The 20,035-nt window shown below is 73.8% G+C and carries 4 protein-coding genes and 2 pseudogenes; 3 read left to right on the forward strand and 3 right to left on the reverse strand.

What is annotated here, in order from left to right; translation table 11 throughout:
- Positions 1-44 precede the first annotated feature (44 nt).
- From TR49_RS34465 to TR49_RS34475, 3 genes are all read left to right on the forward strand, one after another.
- Positions 45-1,673, forward strand: a complete 1,629-nt coding sequence (locus TR49_RS34465; protein ID WP_042389098.1) for a flavin monoamine oxidase family protein — start codon at positions 45-47, stop codon at positions 1,671-1,673.
- Between the two features lie 46 nt (positions 1,674-1,719).
- Positions 1,720-2,073: a helix-turn-helix domain-containing protein gene (locus TR49_RS34470; RefSeq protein ID WP_160311687.1), complete on the forward strand. Its 354-nt coding sequence runs from the start codon at positions 1,720-1,722 to the stop codon at positions 2,071-2,073.
- 631 nt (positions 2,074-2,704) lie between these two features.
- Positions 2,705-5,530, forward strand: a complete 2,826-nt coding sequence (locus TR49_RS34475) for a helix-turn-helix transcriptional regulator (protein ID WP_042389073.1) — start codon at positions 2,705-2,707, stop codon at positions 5,528-5,530.
- A 109-nt stretch (positions 5,531-5,639) separates the two neighbouring features.
- Here TR49_RS34475 and TR49_RS34480 read toward each other — a convergent pair whose 3' ends face one another.
- The 3 genes and pseudogenes from TR49_RS34480 to TR49_RS34490 all read right to left on the reverse strand — a co-directional run.
- Entirely contained in the window at positions 5,640-6,398 is a 759-nt protein-coding gene (locus tag TR49_RS34480) for a thioesterase II family protein (RefSeq protein ID WP_042389076.1), read from the reverse strand.
- A gap of 151 nt (positions 6,399-6,549) precedes the next feature.
- Positions 6,550-18,087: pseudogene (locus tag TR49_RS34485) on the reverse strand (type I polyketide synthase); the annotation flags it as partial.
- A 98-nt stretch (positions 18,088-18,185) separates the two neighbouring features.
- A pseudogene (locus TR49_RS34490) lies at positions 18,186-19,946 on the reverse strand (type I polyketide synthase); the annotation flags it as partial.
- Positions 19,947-20,035: the final 89 nt, after the last annotated feature.

The following is a 20,035-nucleotide window of genomic DNA, read 5'->3' on the forward strand; positions in this document are numbered from 1 at the left end:
GCGTACGCGAGAGGCGCGTACCCGACGTGGCCGCGCCGCTGACCATGTTCGGCCCCGACTTCCCTTTCGCCTACGACGACTGGCTGCGTCACCCGGCCGGGCTCGGGTCGGTGCCCGCGCCGCGGCACGGCACACCGGTGGCCGTGGTGGGTGGCGGTGTGGCGGGCCTGGTCGCCGGCTACGAGCTGCTGCGCCTCGGGCTGCGCCCGGTGCTCTACGAGGCCGGGGAGCTGGGCGGCCGGATGCGGTCGGTGCCCTTCGAGGCCGACCCGGAGTGCGCTGCGGAGCTGGGGGCGATGCGTTTCCCGGTCTCGGCCACCACGCTGTTCCACTACCTGGAGAGGCTGGGTCTGACGACCCGGCCGTTTCCGAACCCGCTCGCCGCCGGCACCCCGAGCACCCTGGTGCACCTGGGCGGCGAGCGGCACTACGCGCGGGTCATCGAGGACCTGCCGTCGGTCTACCAGGAGGTGGCCGACGCCTGGGAGAAGACCCTGCGTGACCAGGCCGAGCTGGCGGTGATGGAGGACTCGGTCAGGCGACGGGACACCGCGCTGCTCAAGGCGGTGTGGAACCGCATGGTGCGCACCCTGGACGACCAGTCGTTCTACGGCTTCCTCGCCGCCTCGCCGTACTTCCGCTCGTTCCGGCACCGGGAGCTGTTCGGCCAGGTCGGCTTCGGCACCGGCGGCTGGGACACCGACTTCCCCAACTCGATCCTCGAGGTGCTGCGGGTGGTGTTCACCGGCGCCGACCAGGAGCAGGTGAGCATCGTCGGCGGCACGGGTCGCCTGGTCCAGGGCCTGTGGACGCTGGCCGCGGGCACCGCGGCGCACTGGTCCGCCGACACCTCGCTGGCGTCGCTGCACGGCGGCAGTCCCCGTCCCGCGGTCACCGGGCTGCGCCGGGTGGCCGACGGTGTGCTGGTCGAGGACGCCGCGGGTGACCAGGAGACCTACCCGGCGGTGGTGTTCACCCCGCACGTGTGGACCCTGCTGAACCGAATCGAGTGCGATCCCTCGCTGCTCTCCACCCCGCACTGGACGGCCGTCGAGCGGACCCACTACATGGGCTCCTCCAAGCTGTTCGTGCTCACCGACCGGCCGTTCTGGCTGGACCGGGACCCCGTGACCGGCCGTGACGCGATGAGCATGACGCTCAGCGACCGGATGCCGCGCGGGGTCTACCTGTTCGACGACGGGCCGGATCGGCCCGGGGTGATCTGTCTCTCCTACACCTGGAACGACGACTCGTTGAAGGTCGCCACCCTGGACGACGAGCAGCGCCTCGAGGTGCTGCTCGCCCAACTCCGCGAGATCTACCCCGAGGTGGAGCTGCGCCGGCACATCGTCGGGCCGCCGATCTCGGTGACCTGGGAGAACGAGCCGCACTTCATGGGCGCCTTCAAGGCGAACCTGCCCGGCCAGTACCGCTACCAGCGGCGGCTGTTCACCCACTTCGTCCAGGACTCCTTCCCGTCCGAGCAGCAGGGGCTCTTCCTGGCCGGTGACGACGTGTCATGGACGGCGGGGTTCGCCGAGGGCGCGGTCACCACGGCGCTCAACGCGGTCTGGGGCGTGGTGCGTCACCTCGGGGGCGCCGCTCACCCGGCCAACCCGGGTCCGGGGGACGTCTTCGAGCAGATCGCTCCGATCCTCCTGCCAGAGGAGTGAGCCGCCGTACGGGGCGACCCGGGAGGCGGCGACGATGACGCAATTGGTGAGCGCAACCGAATCCGCATGGGTCGAGATCCTCACCGGCCTCGATACGGACGGGTTCGAGGAGCTGCTGCAGACGCTGCAGCCGTATGCGGAGGCCGACACGCCGCGGGCAGGACGCCGCTGGACGCTGTCGCTGGCCGACCGGGTGCTGCTGGTCTCGCTCTACCAGCGGGCCAACCTGACGGTGCGCGAGGTCGGGGTGCTGTTCGGGATCTCCAAATCGGCCGCCGACCGGATCGTCGTCCACCTCGGACCGCTGCTCCACATGCCGCCGCCGCGATACCGGCGTTCGGGGCTGACGGTTCGGCTGGAGCCCACTCACGGCGCAGATCCCGGTCACCAGAATCATTGACCGAATGTCAACCGCTCATTGGCGGAAAAACAATCCGATCGGAGGGCCGGTCGGGTCCGATTGGGGGGATTCCCCGGACCCGACCGGCCCTTGCCGTAAGACTTCCGTAACTACGGGACAACCGTCTTCTGAAGTTACGCCGATGTCAACGGAACCGTTATCCAGAATGATGAAGTTTTAACAGTCAATCACTCTTCGCGCCGACGGCATAACGGGGCATCGACCTCGGTCGTCGCCGATCCAGGAATGCCCGATTCCACTTGCGTCACACGGCACCCGGACCCCGGCACCATCGGTTCATCCTCGTTAATTTCTAGTCAGTTCTTGACTGTCGGCGTCGTGTAACGGTCCACAACAGTGTTATGTTCAGGACAGTTGTCCCGTAACTCGTCGGATCCGGACCAAAGGACCGTCGATACCCGGGATCCAGGCTGCCGCGCCTCGGCGGGGGTGGCCGAACTTTCGCCGGGGGAACAGTGTTACCAGCACGGAGCTCGGTCAGCACCTGGCCTTTCGGTAGCCGCCGTACGGAGTGTCCCTCCCCGAAGCAGGCCCCGCTTCACACCGTGTCCGTCCATGACGGGACACCACCTGGGCCGGAATCAGGGAACCCGAAGCAAGGAGCATTTACATGACGGGCCGACACAGCCTCATCGAACGCGCCGAGGAACTGCTCGCCCTCACCAGAATCACCACGGCCGCAGTCCAGGGCGCCGGCTCGGTCGGCCTGGTCGTCGGTCCCGTGGCGAGCGGCAAGTCCCTGCTGCTGAGCGCCGTGTGCGAGCACGCGGGCAGCGTCGGCGCCACGGTCCTGCGGGCCACCGGCGCGCAGGCAGAACAGCGCACGCCGCTCAGCATCGTCGTCCAGCTCCTCCAGCAGGCCCCGCTCAGCGTCGAGCGCAGTGGCCAGGCCCAGCGGCTGCTGGAGGCGGCCACCCGTGCCGCACGACCGGATGGAACAGGCAGCGGCCAGCAGACCGACCCCGACCGACTGCCGGGCGACCTGGTCCAGGCGCTCTGCGCGGTGTTCTTCGAACTCTCGGACTCCGTCCCCCTGCTGATCTGCGTGGACGACGCGCACCACGCCGACACGCACTCCCTGCAGTGGCTCCTCTTCCTGATCCGCCGGCTGGGCGCCGCCCGGGTCGCCGTCGTCCTGACCGAGCGCACCGCCCGCCAGCACCCGCAACCGGCCTTCCATGCCGAGCTGCTGCGCCAGCCGCACTGCCGCCGGATCATGCTCGGGCCGCTCACCCACGAAGGCGTGGTCGAGCTGCTGGGCACCCGGCTCGACGATCAGCGGGCGGAGCAACTCGCCGACCGGGTCGACGCCCTGACGGGTGGCAACCCGCTGCTGGTGCACAGCCTGCTGGAGGACCTTCGCTCCAGCACCCGGATGCCCTCCGAACGGCATCCGGCCGGCCTGGGCGGCGGGTTCGCCTTCTCCCAGGCCGTGGTGAGCTGCTTGCACCGCAGCGAGCCCGCCGCGCTCGCGGTCGCCCGCGGCATCGCCGTCTTCGGCGACCACGTCTCGGACCACCTGCTCGGCCAGCTGCTCGGCCTCTTCCCCGGAGTGGTGAAGGGCGTCATCGACGGCCTGGACTCGGCCGGTCTGCTGGAGCACGGCCGGTTCCGGCACCCCGCAGTGCGCACCGCGGTCCTGCACGACACCGACGCCGCCGACCTCGGCTGGATGCACGCCCAGGCCGCCCGCCTGCTCTACAGCCAGGGCGCGCCGGAGCGGGCCATCGCCGAGCAGCTGCTGGCCTCCGACCAGCCCTGCGAGGCGTGGAGCACCCGGGTGCTGTGCGACGTCGCGCGGCAGGCGCTCTTCGACGGCGACGCGGACCTGGCCCGGCGCTGCGTGGAGCACGCCCACCGCGGCTGCTCCGACGCCCGCCAGCGCGGCGAGGTGCTGACCCTGATGGCGGGCGTCGAGTGGCAGCTCCAACCGGGCAACGCCACCCGCCTGCTGCCGGGGCTCTCCGCCGCGCTGCACGCCGGCGAGTTGGGCGACCGGCACTCGGTGGTGGTGGTCAAGTACCTGCTGCGGCACGGCCGGATCACCGAGGCCACCACCGTCCTGAACCACCTGCTGGCCCAGGACCGCCCGGTGGACGGACGCACCACGGCCGAGCTCCAGACCGTCAGGCTGCAACTGGCCAGCTCCTACCCGGGCGTGCTGGGCGAGCTGCCGCCCCTGGAGTCGTCCAGGCCCGCCAAGGACCGCACCCCCGCGGCGGTGCGCGCCAACGCACAGCTCCAGGCCGCCACCGCACTCGACGAGGTGCTCAGCGGGCGGGCCGACGAGAACACCTTCCTGGGCGCCGAGCAGGTGCTGCGCAGCATCGGCCTGACCTACCGGCACTGGGAACAGGTCGAGTTCGCCCTGCTGGCGCTGATCTACGGCGACCAGTTGGAGCGGGCCGCGAGCTGCTGCGAGCACCTGCTCAGCCGGATCGGGCGCGCCACCGAGGGCTGGCGGCCGCCGCTGCTGGCCCTGCGCAGCCAGATCGCCGTGCGCCAAGGGCAGCTGGTCGACGCGGAGCGCTACGCCAAGAGCGCGCTGGAGCTGATGCCCTGGCAGGGCTGGGGGGTCAACATCGGCCTGCCGACGGCGACGCTGCTGATGGCACAGACCCTGATGGGCCGTTACGAGGACGCCGCGCAGCTGCTCAGCCGCCCGGTGCCGCAGGCCATCTACCAGACCCGCTTCGGCATGCACTACCTGCACGCCCGCGGCGAGTACCGGCTTGCGACCAACCACCCGCACGCCGCCCTGGACGACTTCCTGATCTGCGGCGAGATGGCGCAGGACTGGGACCTCGACCTGCCGAGCGTGGTGCCCTGGCGTGGCGCCGCGGCCCGGGTGCACCTGCAGATGGGCAACCACCAGCAGGCCAAGGTGCTGATCGACGAGCAGTTCAAGCGGCTCCAGCCGGGCCCCTCGCGCTCGCGCGGCATCACCGTGCGCCTCGGCGCGGCCGTCGCCGAGCTCAAGTTCCGGCCCGGCCTGCTGCGCCAGGCGGTGGACGAGCTGCAACGCTGCGACTCCCGGGTCGAACTGGCCCTGGCCCTGGCGGACCTGGGCTACGCGCACCAGAGCCTGGGCGACCACAAGCGCTCGCGGATCATGATGAGCCGGGCCTGGCAGCTGGCCAAGGAGCACTCGGCCGATCCGGTCCAGCGCGGCCTTTCGAGCATGTTCTCCGACCTCCGCGAGGAGGAGGCGCCCGCGGCGGCCGCTCCCGACGCGGGCGGGCTGAGCGACGCGGAGCGACGCGTCGCCTCGCTGGCGGCGCTCGGGCACACCAACCGGGAGATAGCCCGCGAGCTGTTCATCACCGTCAGCACGGTGGAGCAGCACCTGACCCGGGTCTACCGCAAGCTCAAGGTGACCCGGCGCTCGGACCTGCCGAGCGAGCTCTGCCTGGCGAGCGGGACGGCGGCCTCCTGACCGGAGCTCCGCTCCCGTCCCAACGGCCCGGGGAGGTCGGCCGATGCCGACCGCTCCGGGCCGCTCGGCGTGCCGTGCGGGCCGGCCCGCACGGCGCCGGGCGCCCCGCTCAGCCGGCCAGCGCCCCGAGCCGGTCGGAGATCTCACCCAGCACCGCCTTCTGCTGGGTGGCCAGGTAGAAGTGGCCACCGGGGAAGACCCGCAGCGAGAACCCGCCGGTGGTCTCCTCCGCCCACGCCTTGGCCTCCTCGACGGTGGACTTCGGGTCGTCGTCGCCGATCAGCACCACGATCTGGCTGGTCAGCGGACCGCCCGCCGGGCGCTCGTAGGTCTCGACCGCACGGTAGTCGTTGCGGATCGCGGGCAGGATCATCCGCAGGATCTCCTCGTCCCCCAGCAGCGCGGTGTTGGTGCCGCTGAGCGACTTGAGTTCGCTCACCAGGCCGTCGTCGTCGCGCTTGTGCACGGACTCGGCGCGGTGGGTGGCCGGGCCGCGGCGGCCGGAGGCGAAGAGCACCGCCGCGCGGCGGCCGTCGGCCTCCATCCGGCGGGCCAGCTCGAAGCCCAGGACCGCGCCCATGCTGTGGCCGAACAGGGCCAACGGCTTGTCGTCCAGCGGGCCGAGCGCCCGGTACACCTGGTCCGCCAGCTCGGCGACGGTGCCGATGCTCGGCTCGGAGCGGCGGTCCTGACGGCCCGGGTACTGCACCGCCAGCACCTCGATCCCCGGGGACAGCGCGGCCGAGACCGGGAAGTAGAAGCTGGCCGATCCGCCCGCGTGCGGCAGGCACAGCAGCCGGACCTTCGCGTCCGGGGCCGGGTGGAAGCGGCGGATCCACAGGTCGTGCTCGGCGCTGGTGATGGTCATCGGGTGTCTCGTCCTTCTCTCGTGGGGCTTGGCAGTCGTGGAAGGGGCGGCCGCCCCGGCCCGTCGGGGGCGGGGCGGAGCGGCCGCGGTCGCGCCAGGCGGGACGGGGGCTCCCGCCCGGCGCTGTCGGTGGCGTCGGTGGCGTGAGGTGTCAGCCCACCGAGCGCAGCCACTGGTCGATCAGTTCGGCGGTGGCGGCGGCGTGCTCCTCCATCACGGTGAAGTGGTCGCCCAGGCCGTCCACCTCGGTGTGCGGCAGCGGCCAGGAAGCCACCGCCGCACCCGCCGACGCCTCGCCGGCGCCCGGGGCGGGAAGCGCCTCCGAGGCCTTGATCAGCAGGGTCGGTGCAGTGATCGCGGCGGGCCGCCAGCCGGCGAACAGCCGCAGGTAGCCGCCCATCGCGGTGAGCCTGGTGTCGTCCATCGGGACGTAGCCGCCCTCGCGGGCGAGCATCGCGCCGGTCAGCGCGGGCAGCACCGCCGCCGCGGCGTCCAGGGCGCCCGACTCGCCGGTGTCGGTGACCGGTTCGGACGGCTCGCCCGCCGCGCCCGTCGCTCCGCCGTCGGCGAAGGCGTAGGTGTCCACCAGGACGACCCCCTCCGGGCGGGCGCCCAGCTCCTCCAGCCGGCCTGCGACGGCCTGGGCCAGCAGCCCGCCGGTGGAGTGGCCGAGCAGCGCGAACGGGGCTCCCCCGGTGACCCGCAGGACGGCCTGCGCGCTCAGTTCGAGCATCGCCTGTGCCGTCTCGGGCAGCGCCTCACCCTCCACGAAGCCCGGCAGCGGCATCGCCAGGACGCTGCGCCGGCCACGGAAGGCCGCCGCGATCCGCGCGTACTGGTGCGGGCCGGAGATCGCCAACAGCGAGGGCAGACAGACCAGGACGGGCTGCTCGGGCCCCTCCGCCAGGCGCAGCAGCTCCGGTACCGGCGCGTTCGCCGGGTCCGCCCCGAAGGTCGGCCGGAAGCGCGAGGCGGCGAAGAGCAGGGCCATGAACTCCTGGCTGCGCCCGCTCTCGGCGGCGGTGCGCAGCATCGCCCCGATGGTGCCGAGCGGCCGGCTCTCCGGCCCGGCTCCCGGCCCGGCGGGACCGTCCGCCGACGCCAGCCGCTCACGCAGCCGGACGGCCAGCTGCCGCGGGGTGGGGTGGTCGAAGAGCAGCGTCGCCGGCAGTCGCAGACCGGTGGCCAGAGCCAGCCGGTTGCGCAGCTCCACCGAGGTCAGCGAGTCGAAGCCGAGCTCCAGGAAACCCCGTTCGGTCTCCACCGACTCCGGGCCCGGGTGGCCGAGCGCGGCGGCGGCGTGGGCACGCACCAGGTCGAGCAGCACGGCCTCCCGCTCCCCCTCGGTACGCCCGGCGAGCCGCTCCGCCAGCGCCCCGGCCGTCTCCTGCTCACCGGCCGCCGCCCGGCGCACCGGCACCCGCACCAGGCCGCGCAGCAGCGCGGGCAGCTGCCCGGTCGCGGCGGCGTGGGCGCGCAGCCCGGCCAGGTTGAGCCTGACCGGCACCAGCACGGTCTCGTCCAACGCGCCTGCGGCGTCGAAGAGGGCCAGTCCCTCCGTGTCGGAGAGCGGCGCCACGCCGCCGCGGGCCATCCGCTGGAGGTCCGCCTCGGTCAGATCGCCGGTCATGCCGCCGCTCCCGGCCCACAGGCCCCAGGCCAGCGAGGTCGCGCGCAGGCCGTGGGCGCGCCGGTGCTCGGCGAGCGCGTCCAGGAAGGCGTTGCCGGCCGCGTAGTTGGCCTGGCCGGGGCCGCCGAGGACGCCGGAGGCCGAGGAGAACAGCACGAAGGCGTCCAGCTGCTGATCCATGGTGAGCTCGTGCAGCAGCCACGCCGCGTCGACCTTGGGACGCAGCACCCGGTCCACCCGGTCGGGGGTGAGCGAGACCACGGCGCCGTCGTCGAGCACACCGGCCGCGTGCACCACGGCGGTCAGCGGATGCTCGGCCGGCACGGCGGCGAGCAGCTGGGCCATCGCGGTCCGGTCGGCCGCATCGCAGGCGGCGAACCGCACCTCGGCGCCGAGCTCGGCCAGCCGGCGCTGCAACTCGGCCGCGCCTTCCGCGGTTTCGCCGCGCCGGGAGACCAGCAGCAGATGCCGCACGCCGTGCTCGGCGACCAGATGCCCCGCCAGTAGGCGGCCCAGCGAGCCGCTGGCGCCGGTGAGCAGGACCGTGCCGGACGGGTTCCAGGTGGCGCGGCCGGTCGGGGCCGGATCACCGGGCTCGGCCGCCTGGTCGGGCTCGGCCGAGAGACCAGGCTCGGCGGGCCGGCCCGGAAGGGCCACCCGGGTCAGCCGGGGAGCCAGGATCCGCCCGTCCCGGACGGCCAGTTGGGGCTCGTCGAGGGCGAGTGCCGCAGGCAGCACCCGGGCGGAGTCCTCGTGGTCGTCGATGTCGATCAGGACGAACCGGTCGGGGTTCTCGGTCTGCGCGGAACGGAGCAGGCCCCAGACGGCGGCCGACGGGAGGTCGGTCACGTCCTCCCCCGGTCGCGTGGCCAGCGCGCCGCGGGTGACCAGCACCAGTCGCGCCTCGTCCGCGCACTCCTGCGTGAGCCACCGCTGGACCAGGTCCAGCGCCCGGTGTGCCGCCTCGTGCGCCGCCGAGACGACGTCGAGTCCGTCGGCGACGAGCCGCGGACAGGGGGCCAGGACGATCCGCGGCATCGGCGCGCCTGCGGCGACGGCCGCCGCGAGCGCGGCCAGGTCGGCGTGGGCGGGCGTGCCTCCCGCGTGGATCGCCTCGACCGCTGTGCCGTCGTCCTCGCGGTCCACGCCGAGCACCGCCCAGTCCGGGCCGACCGCGACAGCTTCGCCGGGCACCGGTACAGCCACCCACTCCCGGCCGAACAGCGCGTCACCCAGGCCGCCACCGGCGGCGCCGAGCTGCTCGGGCGAGATCGGGCGCAGCGCGAGCGAGTCGACGGCCGCCACGGCCGCGCCGGTGGCGTCGGACAGCTCCAGCGCGATCCCGTTCTCCCCCTGCGGCCGGACGCGCGCCCGCAGTTCCGACGCGCCGGTGGCGTGCAGGCGCACCCCGCTCCAGGCGAACGGCAGGCGTCCGCCGACCGTCTCCGGCAGGATCCCGCCGAGTGCGAGGGTGTGCAGGGCGGAGTCGAGCAGGGCCGGGTGCAGTCCGAAGGCCGTGGCCTGCGCGCGCTGGTCCTCGGGCAGCGCCAGCTCGGCGAAGAGCTCGCCGTCGCGCCGCCAGGCGGCCCGCACGCCCCGGAAGGCCGGGCCGTAGTCGAAGCCGAGCGCGGCGAAGCCGTCGTAGAGGCCGTCCACCGGGACGGGCTCGGCACCGGTCGGCGGCCACTCGGCCGTGTCGAACGCCGCGGCGGGCAGACCGGCGGCCAGTTCACCGGTGGCGTGCCGGGTCCAGGGCAGGTCCAGCGGGGCGTCCTCCGGCCGCGAGTGCAGGCTGAACCGGCAGTGCCCGGACGCGTCCGGCGCGCTCACGGTCACCTGCACCCGCACAGCGCCACGCTCGGGAAGCACCAGCGGCGCCTCCAGGGTCAGCTCCTCCAGCCGGTCGCAGCCGGCCTGGTCGCCGGCCCGGATCGCGAGCTCCACGAAGGCCGTGCCGGGCAGCAGGACCGCGCCCATCACGGCGTGGTCGGCCAGCCACGGATGGGTGTCCAGGGCGAGCCGGCCGGTGAAGACGTGACCGTCCGCGTCCGCCAGGGAGAGGGACGCACCCAGCAGCGGGTGGTTCGCCGCGCCCAGCCCGGCCGAGGACACGTCCCCGAACGTTCCGGCGTACGGCTTGGGCCAGTAGCGCTCACGCTGGAAGGCGTACGTGGGCAGGTCGACACGGCGGCTGCCCGTGCCCGCGAAGACGGCCTCCCAGTCGAGCTTGACGCCGCGCACGTACAGCCCCGCGAGGGCGGTGGTGAACGTCTCGGCCTCGGGGCGGTCGCGCCGCAGCACGGACGCGAAGTGCGCCTCCTCGGTGACGCAGTCCTGACCGAGGGTGCTCAGAGTGCCGTCCGGGCCCAGCTCCAGGAACGTCCGGACGCCCTCGCCCTCCAGGGTCTGCACGGCGTCGGCGAAGCGGACGGCCTCGCGGACATGGCGCACCCAGTAATCGGGCGTGCCGAGGTCGGCGTCCTGGTCGAGGGTGGAGACGATCGGGATCCGCGGCTCGTGGAACTCCAACGACTCCGCGACGGCTCGGAACTCCGCCAGCATCGGCTCCATCAACGGCGAGTGGAACGCGTGACTGACCGTCAGCCGCTTGGTCCTGCGACCCTCGGCGGCCAGCTTCTCGGCCACCTCCTGCACGGCCTGCTCGACGCCGGACAGCACCACGGCCAGCGGGCCGTTGACGGCGGCGATGCCCACCTCGTCCTCGCGGCCTGCGAGCAGCGACAGCACCTCGTCCTCGGACGCCTGCACCGCCACCATCGCGCCACCGGACGGCAGCGCCTGCATCAGACGACCACGGACCGCCACCAGCTTCGCCGCGTCGCCGAGCGAGAACACACCCGCGACGTGCGCGGCCGCCAGCTCACCGACCGAGTGGCCGGCCAGGAAGCCGGGCTTCACGCCCCAGGACTCGACCAGGCGGAAGAGCGCCACCTGGAGGGCGAAGAGCGCGGGCTGGGTGCGGCCGGTCTCGTCGATCCGCTCGCCGGTGAAGACGATCTCCTTCAGCGAGCCGTCCAGGTGCCGGTCCAGCTCCGCGCAGACCGCGTCGAAGGCCTCGGCGAACACAGGGAACGCCTCGTACAACTCGGCGCCCATCCCGGCCCGCTGAGCGCCCTGGCCGGTGAACAGGAAGGCGGTGCGGCCCGCACGACCGGTCTGCCCGGCCACCACTCGGGGCGCCGTCGTCTCGGCACGGGCCAGCGCCCGCAGCGCGTCGGTCAGCTCCTCGCGGTCGGCGCCGACCAGCGCCGCCCGGTGCTCGAAGGCCGTCCGGGAGGTCGCCAGCGCGCAGGCGACGTCCGCCGTGCCGACCTCGGGCTCGGCGTCCAGCCAGGCCAGCAACCGCTCGGCCTGGCCGCGCAGGCCCGGCTCGGAGCGAGCCGACAGCACCCACGGCACGACCGCCGTCCCGGAGGCGGCGGGCTCAGAAGCCGGCGGCTCCTCGGGCTCGGCTGCCTGCTCGATGATCACGTGCGCGTTGGTCCCGCTGAACCCGAAGGACGACACGGCCGCCCTTCGCGGCTCACCGGTCTGCGGCCAGTCCTGCTGCTCGGTCAGCAGCTCGACCGCGCCCGCCTCCCAGTCCACGTGCGGGGTCCGCTCGCCGACGTGCAGGGTGCGCGGCAGCACACCGTGCCGCATCGCCATGACCATCTTCATGATTCCGGCCGCACCCGCCGCCGCCTGGGTGTGGCCCAGGTTCGACTTGATCGAGCCCAGCCAGAGCGGGTGCTCGGCGGTGTGCTCCCGCCCGTAGGTGGCCAGCAGCGCCTGCGCCTCGATCGGGTCGCCCAGCGGAGTGCCGGTCCCGTGCGCCTCGACCACGTCGACCTGGGCGGCCGACAGTCCGGCGTTCGCCAGGGCCTGCTTGATCACTCGCTGCTGGGCGGGTCCGTTGGGGGCGGTCAGACCGTTGCTGGCGCCGTCCTGGTTGACCGCCGAGCCACGCACGATCGCCAGCACCGGATGCCCGTTGCGCCGGGCGTCGGAGAGCCGCTCCACGAGCAGCATGCCGACTCCCTCGGCCCAACTGGTCCCGTCCGCTTCGGCGGAGAACGCCTTGCACCGACCGTCGGCGGCCAGCCCGCGCTGGCGGCTGAACTCGACGAACGGCGACGGCGAGGCCATCACCACCGAGCCGCCGGCCAGCGCCAGCGAGCACTCGCCGCTGCGCAGCGCCTGGGCGGCCAGGTGCAGGGCGACCAGGGAGGACGAGCAGGCGGTGTCGATCGTCACCGCCGGGCCCTCCAGTCCGAAGGTGTACGAGACCCGGCCGGAGGCCACGCTGCTGGAGCTGCCGGTGCCGACGTACCCCTCCAGGGCGTCCGCCGAAGCCATCAGCAGGGGGGCGTAGTCGCCGTACATGACGCCGGCGAAGACGCCGGTGCGGCTGCCCCGCAGGGTGGCCGGATCGATCCCGGCCCGCTCGAACGCCTCCCAGGACGTCTCCAGCAACAGCCGGTGCTGCGGGTCGACCGAGACCGCCTCGCGCGGCGAGATGCCGAAGAAGGCCGGGTCGAAGCCTGCGGCGTCGTGCAGGAAGCCGCCCTCCCGGGTGTAGGAAGTGCCGGGCTGCTCCGGGTCGCTGTGGTAGAGCGCCTCCAGCGGCCAGTCCCGGTCGGTGGGGAAGCCGGAGACCCCGTCCACACCGTCCGCCACCAGCCGCCACAGGTCCTCGGGCGAGGTCACGCCGCCGGGGTAGCGGCAGGCCATCCCGATGATCGCGATCGGGTCGTCGGAGACGCCCGCGGTGGCGGGCAGGCCGGTGGCCGGGACGGCGTCGGCCGGCGCGGAGCCGCGAAGCTCGGTGTCCAGCTGCTCGGCCAGGGCGGCCGGGTTCGGGTAGTCGAAGACGAGCGTGGCCGGCAGCCGCAGACCGGTGACGGCGTTCAGGCGGTTGCGCAGCTCGACGGCGGTCAGCGAGTCGATGCCGAGGTCCTTGAACGCCCGGTCGCCCTCCACCGCGTGCGCGCCGGCATAGCCCAGCACTCCGGCCGCCTCGGCGCGCACCAGCTCCAGCAGAGCGGCCTCGCGGTCGGCCTCCGGAAGGGCGGCGAGCCGCTGCGCCAGCTCCGAGGCGCCCGCCGCGGCCGCGGCGCTCGCCGCGCGACGCATCGGAACCCGGACCAGGCCGCGCAGCAAGGGCGGCAGCAGACCGGCCTCGGCCTGGACCCGCAGCCCGGCCGGATCCAGGTGGATCGGGACCAGCGCGGGCCGCCCGGTGCCCAGCGCCGCGTCGAGCAGCGCCAGGCCCTCCTCGGCGGTCAGCGCGCCGACGCCGCCACGGGCCATCCGCTGCCGGGTCGAGCCGTCCGACTCGCCCGCCATACCGGCGTCCTCGGCCCACGGACCGAAGCCCAGCGAGGTGGCCGGCAGGCCGATCCCGCGCCGCTGCTGGGCCAGCGCATCCAGGAAGGCGTTGGCGGCCGCGTAGTTGGCCTGCCCCGCGGTGCCGAAGGTACCGGCGGCGGAGGAGAACAGTACGAACGCGGCGAGGTCCTGGTCCTTCGTCAGCTCGTGCAGATGCCAGGCCGCGTCCACCTTGGGGCGCAGCACACTGTCGATCCGTTCGGGGGTGAGGGACGAGAGGATGCCGTCGTCCAGCACACCGGCGGTGTGCACCACGGCGGTCAGCGGGTGCTGCAGCGAGCCGAGCACGGCCGCGAGTGCGTCGCGGTCGGCAACGTCGCACGCGGCGAGCGCCACCTCGGCGCCCAGCTCGCCGAGTTCGGCCGCCAGCTCGGCCCCACCGGGCGCCTGGGCGCCCCGCCGCGAAACGAGCAGCAGTCGGCGCGCGCCGTACGCGGTCACCAGGTGCCGCGCCACCACCGCGCCCAGCGAACCGGTCGCGCCGGTCACCAGCACCGTGCCCTCCGGGTCCACAGCCGGCGGCGACGCCTCTCCCGTGACCGGCTCGCGGACCAGAGCGGGCGCGTAGGCGACACCGGCGCGCAGCGCGAGCTGCGGCTCACCGGTGTCGAGGGCGGCCGTGAGCACGGCCGGTGAGGCCGCGTCGGCGTCCATGTCGACCAGCACGATCCGGTCCGGGTTCTCCGACTGCGCGGAGCGCAGCAGACCCCAGACGGCTGCGGACGGCAGGTCGGTGACCTCGTCACCGGTGCCGGTCGCGACCGCGCCACGGGTCAGCACGACCAGCCGGGCGTCGGCGAGCGGCTCCTCCGCCAGCCAGCGCTGGAGGAGGGCGAGTGCCCGGTGGGCGCTCCGATGCGTGGTCGCGGCGATGTCGTCGCCCTCCGGCTCGCCGAAGGCGGCGAGCAGGGTCCGAGGTGCCTCCGCACCGGCGTGGACCGCCGCGAGCAGGGCGTCCAGGTCGGGGTACGCGACCGCCCCTGCCAAGCCGAGGCCGTCGGCCGAGCCCAGCACGGCCCACGACCCGTCAGCGGCGTCCGCCTGCTGGGCGTCCGCCAGGGACAGGGACGTCCAGTCCAGCCGGAACAGCGAGTCGTGGTGAGCCGCGCGGCTCGCGGCCAGCTGCTCCATCGCCACCGGACGCAGCACCAGCGACTCCACCGAGGCCACCGGTGCGCCGGTGCCGTCGGCCAGGGTCAGGGCAACGGTGTCGGGGCCCTGCGGCGCGATCCGCACCCGCAGGTCGACCGCACCGGCTGCGTGCAGCGAGACGCCCGACCAGGCGAACGGCAGCCGGGCCTGGCCGGTGTCCTCCAGCACGCCGCCGAGACCGATGGCGTGCAGGGAGGCGTCGAGCAGCGCCGGGTGCAGGCCGAAGAAGCCCGCCTCGGTACGGCTCTCCTCCGGCAGTTCGACCTCGGCGAAGAGCTCCCCGCGGTGCCGCCACGCCTTCCGCAGCCCCTGGAAGACCGGACCGTAACCGAAGCCGGCGGCCGCGAAGCCGTCGTAGAGCGCCTCGACGTCCACCGGCTCCGCACCGGCCGGCGGCCACGCGACGAGCTCGGCGGCGGGCTGAGTGGCCGCGTCGGGGGCGAGCACGCCGGTGGCGTGCCGCGTCCACGGCTCCTCGTCCGGCGCGTCCTCCGGCTGGGAGTACAGGTTGACGGTGCGACGGCCGGAGTCGTCCGCCGTACCGACCCAGAGCTGGACCCGCACCGCGCCCTTCGCGGGCAGGAACAGCGGCACCTCCAGCGACAGCTCGTCCAGGCGGCCGCAGCCCACCTGGTCACCGGCGCGGATCGCCAGCTCCACGAAGGCGGTGCCGGGCAGCAGCACGGTGCCGGCCACGGCGTGGTCGGCCAACCAGGGGTGGCTGTCCAGCGCGAGCCGGCCAGTGAACAGGTGACCGTCGGCGTCGGCCAGCGCGAGCGAGGCTCCGAGCAGCGGGTGGTCGGCGGCGCCGAGACCGGCGGAGGCCACATCGCCGACCCAGCCGGTCAGCGGCCGGGGCCAGAAGAGCTCGTGCTGGAAGGCGTAGGTGGGCAGGTCGACGCGCCGTGCGTCCGTCCCCGCGAAGACCGACTCCCAGTCGAGCCTGACCCCGCGCGTGTGCAGCTGGGCGAGGGCGGTGGTGAAGCTCTCCGCCTCGGCGCGGTCGCGGCGCAGGGCGGGGGCGAAGCCGGCGTCCTCGGTGACGCACCCCTGCGCGAGCGCGGTGAGGGTGCCGTCCGGGCCGAGCTCCAGGAACGTGCGGACGCCCTGGCGCTCCAGGGTCTCGACGGCGTCGGCGAAGCGGACGGCCTCGCGGACGTGGCGCACCCAGTAGTCGGGAGTGGTGAGGTCGGCGGACCGGTCGAGGGTGGAGACGATCGGGATCCGGGGGGCGTCGAAGGTCAGACCGGCTACGACGGCGCGGAACTCGTCCAGCATCGGGTCCATCAGCGGCGAGTGGAACGCGTGACTGACCGTCAGGCGCTTGGTCTTGCGACGCTGCGCCGCCAGCTGCTCCGCCACGGCCAGCACGGCCGCCTCGGTGCCCGAAAGCACCACCGAGGTCGGGCCGTTGACCGCCGCGATCCCCACCTCGGCGGTCAGCAGCGGCAGCACCTCGTCCTCGGACGCCTGCACCGCCACCATCGCGCCACCCGAAGGCAGCGCCTGCATCAGACGACCACGCGCCGCCACAAGCTTCGCCGCGTCGCCGAGCGAGAGCACACCCGCCACATGCGCCGCCGCGATCTCGCCGATCGAGTGACCGGCCAGGAAGTCCGGCCGCACACCCCAGGACTCGACAAGCCGGAACAGTGCCACCTCAAGGGCGAACAACGCAGGTTGCGTGTACGCCGTCTCGTCGATCCGTTCCCCGACGTCCTTCAACGGGCGGTCAAGGTGCCGGTCCACCTCCGCGCACACCGTGTCGAACGCCGCCGCGAACACCGGGAACGCCTCATACAGCTCACGGCCCATCCCGGCCCGCTGACTGCCCTGGCCCGCGAACAGGAACGCCGTGCGACCGGCCGTGCCCGCCCGGCCGGTGACCACCCGGGCCGCCGACTCGCCACGGGCCAGCGACTCCAGCCCGCGCCGCAGCTCCTCGGGCTCGCCGCCCACCAAGGCCGCCCGGTACTCGAACGCCGCCCGCGTCGTGGCCAGCGAGTAGGCGACGTCGGCGACGGCCGTCCCGGCCCCGGCGTCCAGACGGCTCAGCAGCCGCGCGGCCTGCGCGCGCAGCGCGTCCGTCGTACGGCCGGACAGCACCCAGGGCACCACCGGGGTCCGTTCCGCGGACGCAGGCTGCTCCTCGGCAGCCTCCGGGGCCTCAGCCGTCGGGGCCTGCTCCAGGATGATGTGCGCGTTGGTGCCGCTGAAGCCGAACGACGACACCGCCGAGCGGCGCGGCTCGCCGGTCTCCGGCCAGTCCCGCTCCTCCGTCAGCAGCTCCACCGCACCTGCCGACCAGTCCACGTGCGTGGACGGCTCGGTGACGTGCAGGGTCTTCGGCAGCACGCCATGACGCATCGCCATGACCATTTTCATGATCCCGGCAGCGCCGGCGGCGGCCTGGGTGTGGCCCAGGTTCGACTTGACCGAGCCCAGCCACAGCGGCCGGTCCGCCGGACGCGCCTGCCCGTAGGTGGCCAGCAGCGCCTGCGCCTCGATCGGGTCGCCCAGCGTGGTGCCGGTGCCGTGCGCCTCGACCACGTCGACCTGGTCGCCGGTGAGGGCGGCCCCCGCGAGCGCCTGCCTGATGACGCGCTGCTGCGACGGACCGTTGGGCGCGGTCAGCCCGTTGCTCGCGCCGTCCTGGTTGACCGCGCTGCCGCGCACGACGGCGAGGACGGGGTGCCCGTTCCGCTGCGCGTCCGAGAGCCGCTCGACCAGCAGCATGCCGACGCCCTCACCCCAGCCGGTACCGTCCGCGGCGTCCGAGAACGCCTTGCACCGTCCGTCGGTCGCCAGGCCGCGCTGACGGCTGAACTCCACGAAGGTGCCCGGCGTCAGCATCACGGTGACACCACCGGCCAGGGCCAGCGTCGACTCCCCCGAGCGCAGCGACTGGCAGGCCAGGTGCAGGGCCACCAGCGACGAGGAGCAGGCGGTGTCGATCGTCACCGCCGGACCCTCCAGGCCCAGCGTGTAGGACACCCGGCCCGAGGCGATGCTCGCCGAGGTGCCCGTGCCGACCTGGCCCTCCAGGCCCTCGACCGACTGCTGGAGCAGCACACCGTACTCGTTGTACATCACGCCGACGAAGACACCGGTGCGGCTGCCCTTGAGCGTGGCCGGGTCGATCCCGGCCCGCTCGAACGCCTCCCAGGAGGTCTCCAGCAGCAGGCGGTGCTGCGGGTCCATCGACATCGCCTCACGCGGGCTGATGCCGAAGAACGCCGGGTCGAACGCCCCCGCGCGGTGCAGGAAGCCGCCCTCACGGGAGTAGGACGTCCCCGGGTGGTCCGGGTCCGGGTGGTAGAGGTTCTCCACGTCCCAGCCACGGTCCTCCGGGAAGAACGACACCGCGTCCCGCCCGTCGGCCACCAGATCCCACAAGCCCTCCGGCGAGGCGACACCGCCCGGGAACCGGCAGGCCATGCCGACGATCGCGATCGGCTCCTGTTCGCCGTCCTCGTACTCCTTCAGTCGGCGACGCGTCTCGTGGAGATCCGCCGTCACCCGCTTCAGGAAGTACCGAAGCTTCTCCTCGGCCGCCATCTCAGCCGGCATGTCAGGTCACCTCTCGGGGATGTTGCAGAAAGATCGGACGGTGGTCAGGAGATGCCGAATTCCTTGCCGATGAAGTCGAAGAGGTCGTCATCGGTGGCCTCGTCGAGCTGCTCCGCGACGGCGGCCTCCTCCTCGGCCGTGACCTGCTGGTCGTTCCACCGGGCGAGCAGGGACTGCAGGCGGCCGGCGATCCGCAGGTGACCCTCGCCGTCGGGGACCGCGCCCAGCAACGCCGCCTCCAACCGGTCCAGCTCCGCCAGCAGCGGCAGAACGGCCTGGGCCGGGTCCGGCACTGACTGCGCCCGCAGCAGGTCGACCAGGGCCGTCGGCGACGGGTAGTCGAAGACCAGCGTGGCCGGGAGTCGCAGGCCGGTGACCCCGTTGAGGCGGTTGCGCAGCTCGACGGCGGTCAGCGAGTCGAAGCCCAGGTCCTTGAAGGCCCGGTCGGCCTCCACGGCATGCGGCCCGGCATAGCCGAGAACCGCCGCGACCTCCGAGCAGACCAACTCCAGCAGGACGGCGTCGCGCTCGGCCTCGGGCACGCCCGCGAGCCGCTCGGCCAGGCTCGGGCCGCTGACCTCGACCGCGCGCCGCTTGGACACCCGGACCAGGCCACGCAGCAGCGGGGGCAGCAGACCCGCCTCCGCCTGCGCCCGCAGACCGGCCAGTTCCAGCCGGACCGGCACCAGGACCGGCTCGCCGGAGCGCGCCGACGCGTCCAGCAGTGCCAGACCCTCCGCCGAGGAGAGCGGCAGCACACCGCCGCGCGCCATGCGCTCGACGTCGGCCGAGCCCAACTCGCCCGCCATGCCGCCGTCCTCGGCCCACAGACCCCAAGCCAGCGAGGTCGCCGGCAGGCCTGCCGAGCGGCGGTGCTGGGCGAGGGCGTCCAGGAAGCTGTTGGCCGCCGCGTAGTTGCCCTGGCCGGCGTTGCCGAAGACCCCGGCGGCCGAGGAGAACAGCAGGAAGGCGGACAGATCCTGATTCTTGGTCAGCTCGTGCAGGTGCCAGGCCGCGTCCACCTTCGGGCGCAGCACGGCATCCATCCGCTCGGGGGTGAGGGACGAGATCACGCCGTCGTCCAGCACACCGGCGGTGTGCACCACGGCGGTCAGCGGGTGCTCCAGCGAGCCCAGCAGGGCCGCGAGTGCGGCGCGGTCCGCCACGTCGCAGGCCGCGAACTGCGCCTCGGCGCCCAGCTCGTCGAGTTCGGCCGCCAGCGCGGCCCCACCGGGTGCCTCGGCACCGCGCCGGGAGACCAGCAGCAGGCGACGCGCGCCGTACTCCGTCACCAGGTGCCGCGCCACCACCGCGCCCAGCGAACCGGTCGCGCCGGTCAGCAGCACCGTCCCCTCCGGGTCCACCGCCGGGAGCGGCGGCTCCTCCGCCGCGAGCGGGACGCGCGCCAGGCGCGGTGCGAAGGCCGCCCCGGCACGCAGCGCGAGCTGCGGCTCGCCCGAGTCGACGGCGGCGGCGAGCACGGCCTGCGAGGTCGCGTCGTCGTCGAGGTCGAGCAGCACGATGCGGCCGGGGTTCTCCGACTGCGCCGAACGCACCAGACCCGCCACGGCAGCCGAGACCAGGTCGCGGATGTCCTCACCGTCGGCGGCAGCCACCGCGCCACGGGTCACGAGGACCAGGCGCGAGTGCGCGAAGGCCTCCTCGGCCAGCCAGGTCCGCAGCAGCTCCAGCGCACGGGTGACGGCCGCGTGGGTGGCAGCCGCCACATCCGCTCCGTCGGACTGGGCCGGCGGCCACGCAACCACCACGGTGTCCGGCAGCAGCTCAGCGAGCTTGATCAGGTCGTCACAGCGTTCGGCACCCGGAAGTCCGAGAACGTCGTCCCCGAGCACCGCCACGGTGCCGAGGACGCCGGTGGCGGGCAGTGCCACGG

Origin of the sequence: Streptacidiphilus melanogenes, from assembly GCF_000787835.1 — a bacterium.
GTDB classification, from domain to species: Bacteria; Actinomycetota; Actinomycetes; order Streptomycetales; family Streptomycetaceae; genus Streptacidiphilus; species Streptacidiphilus melanogenes.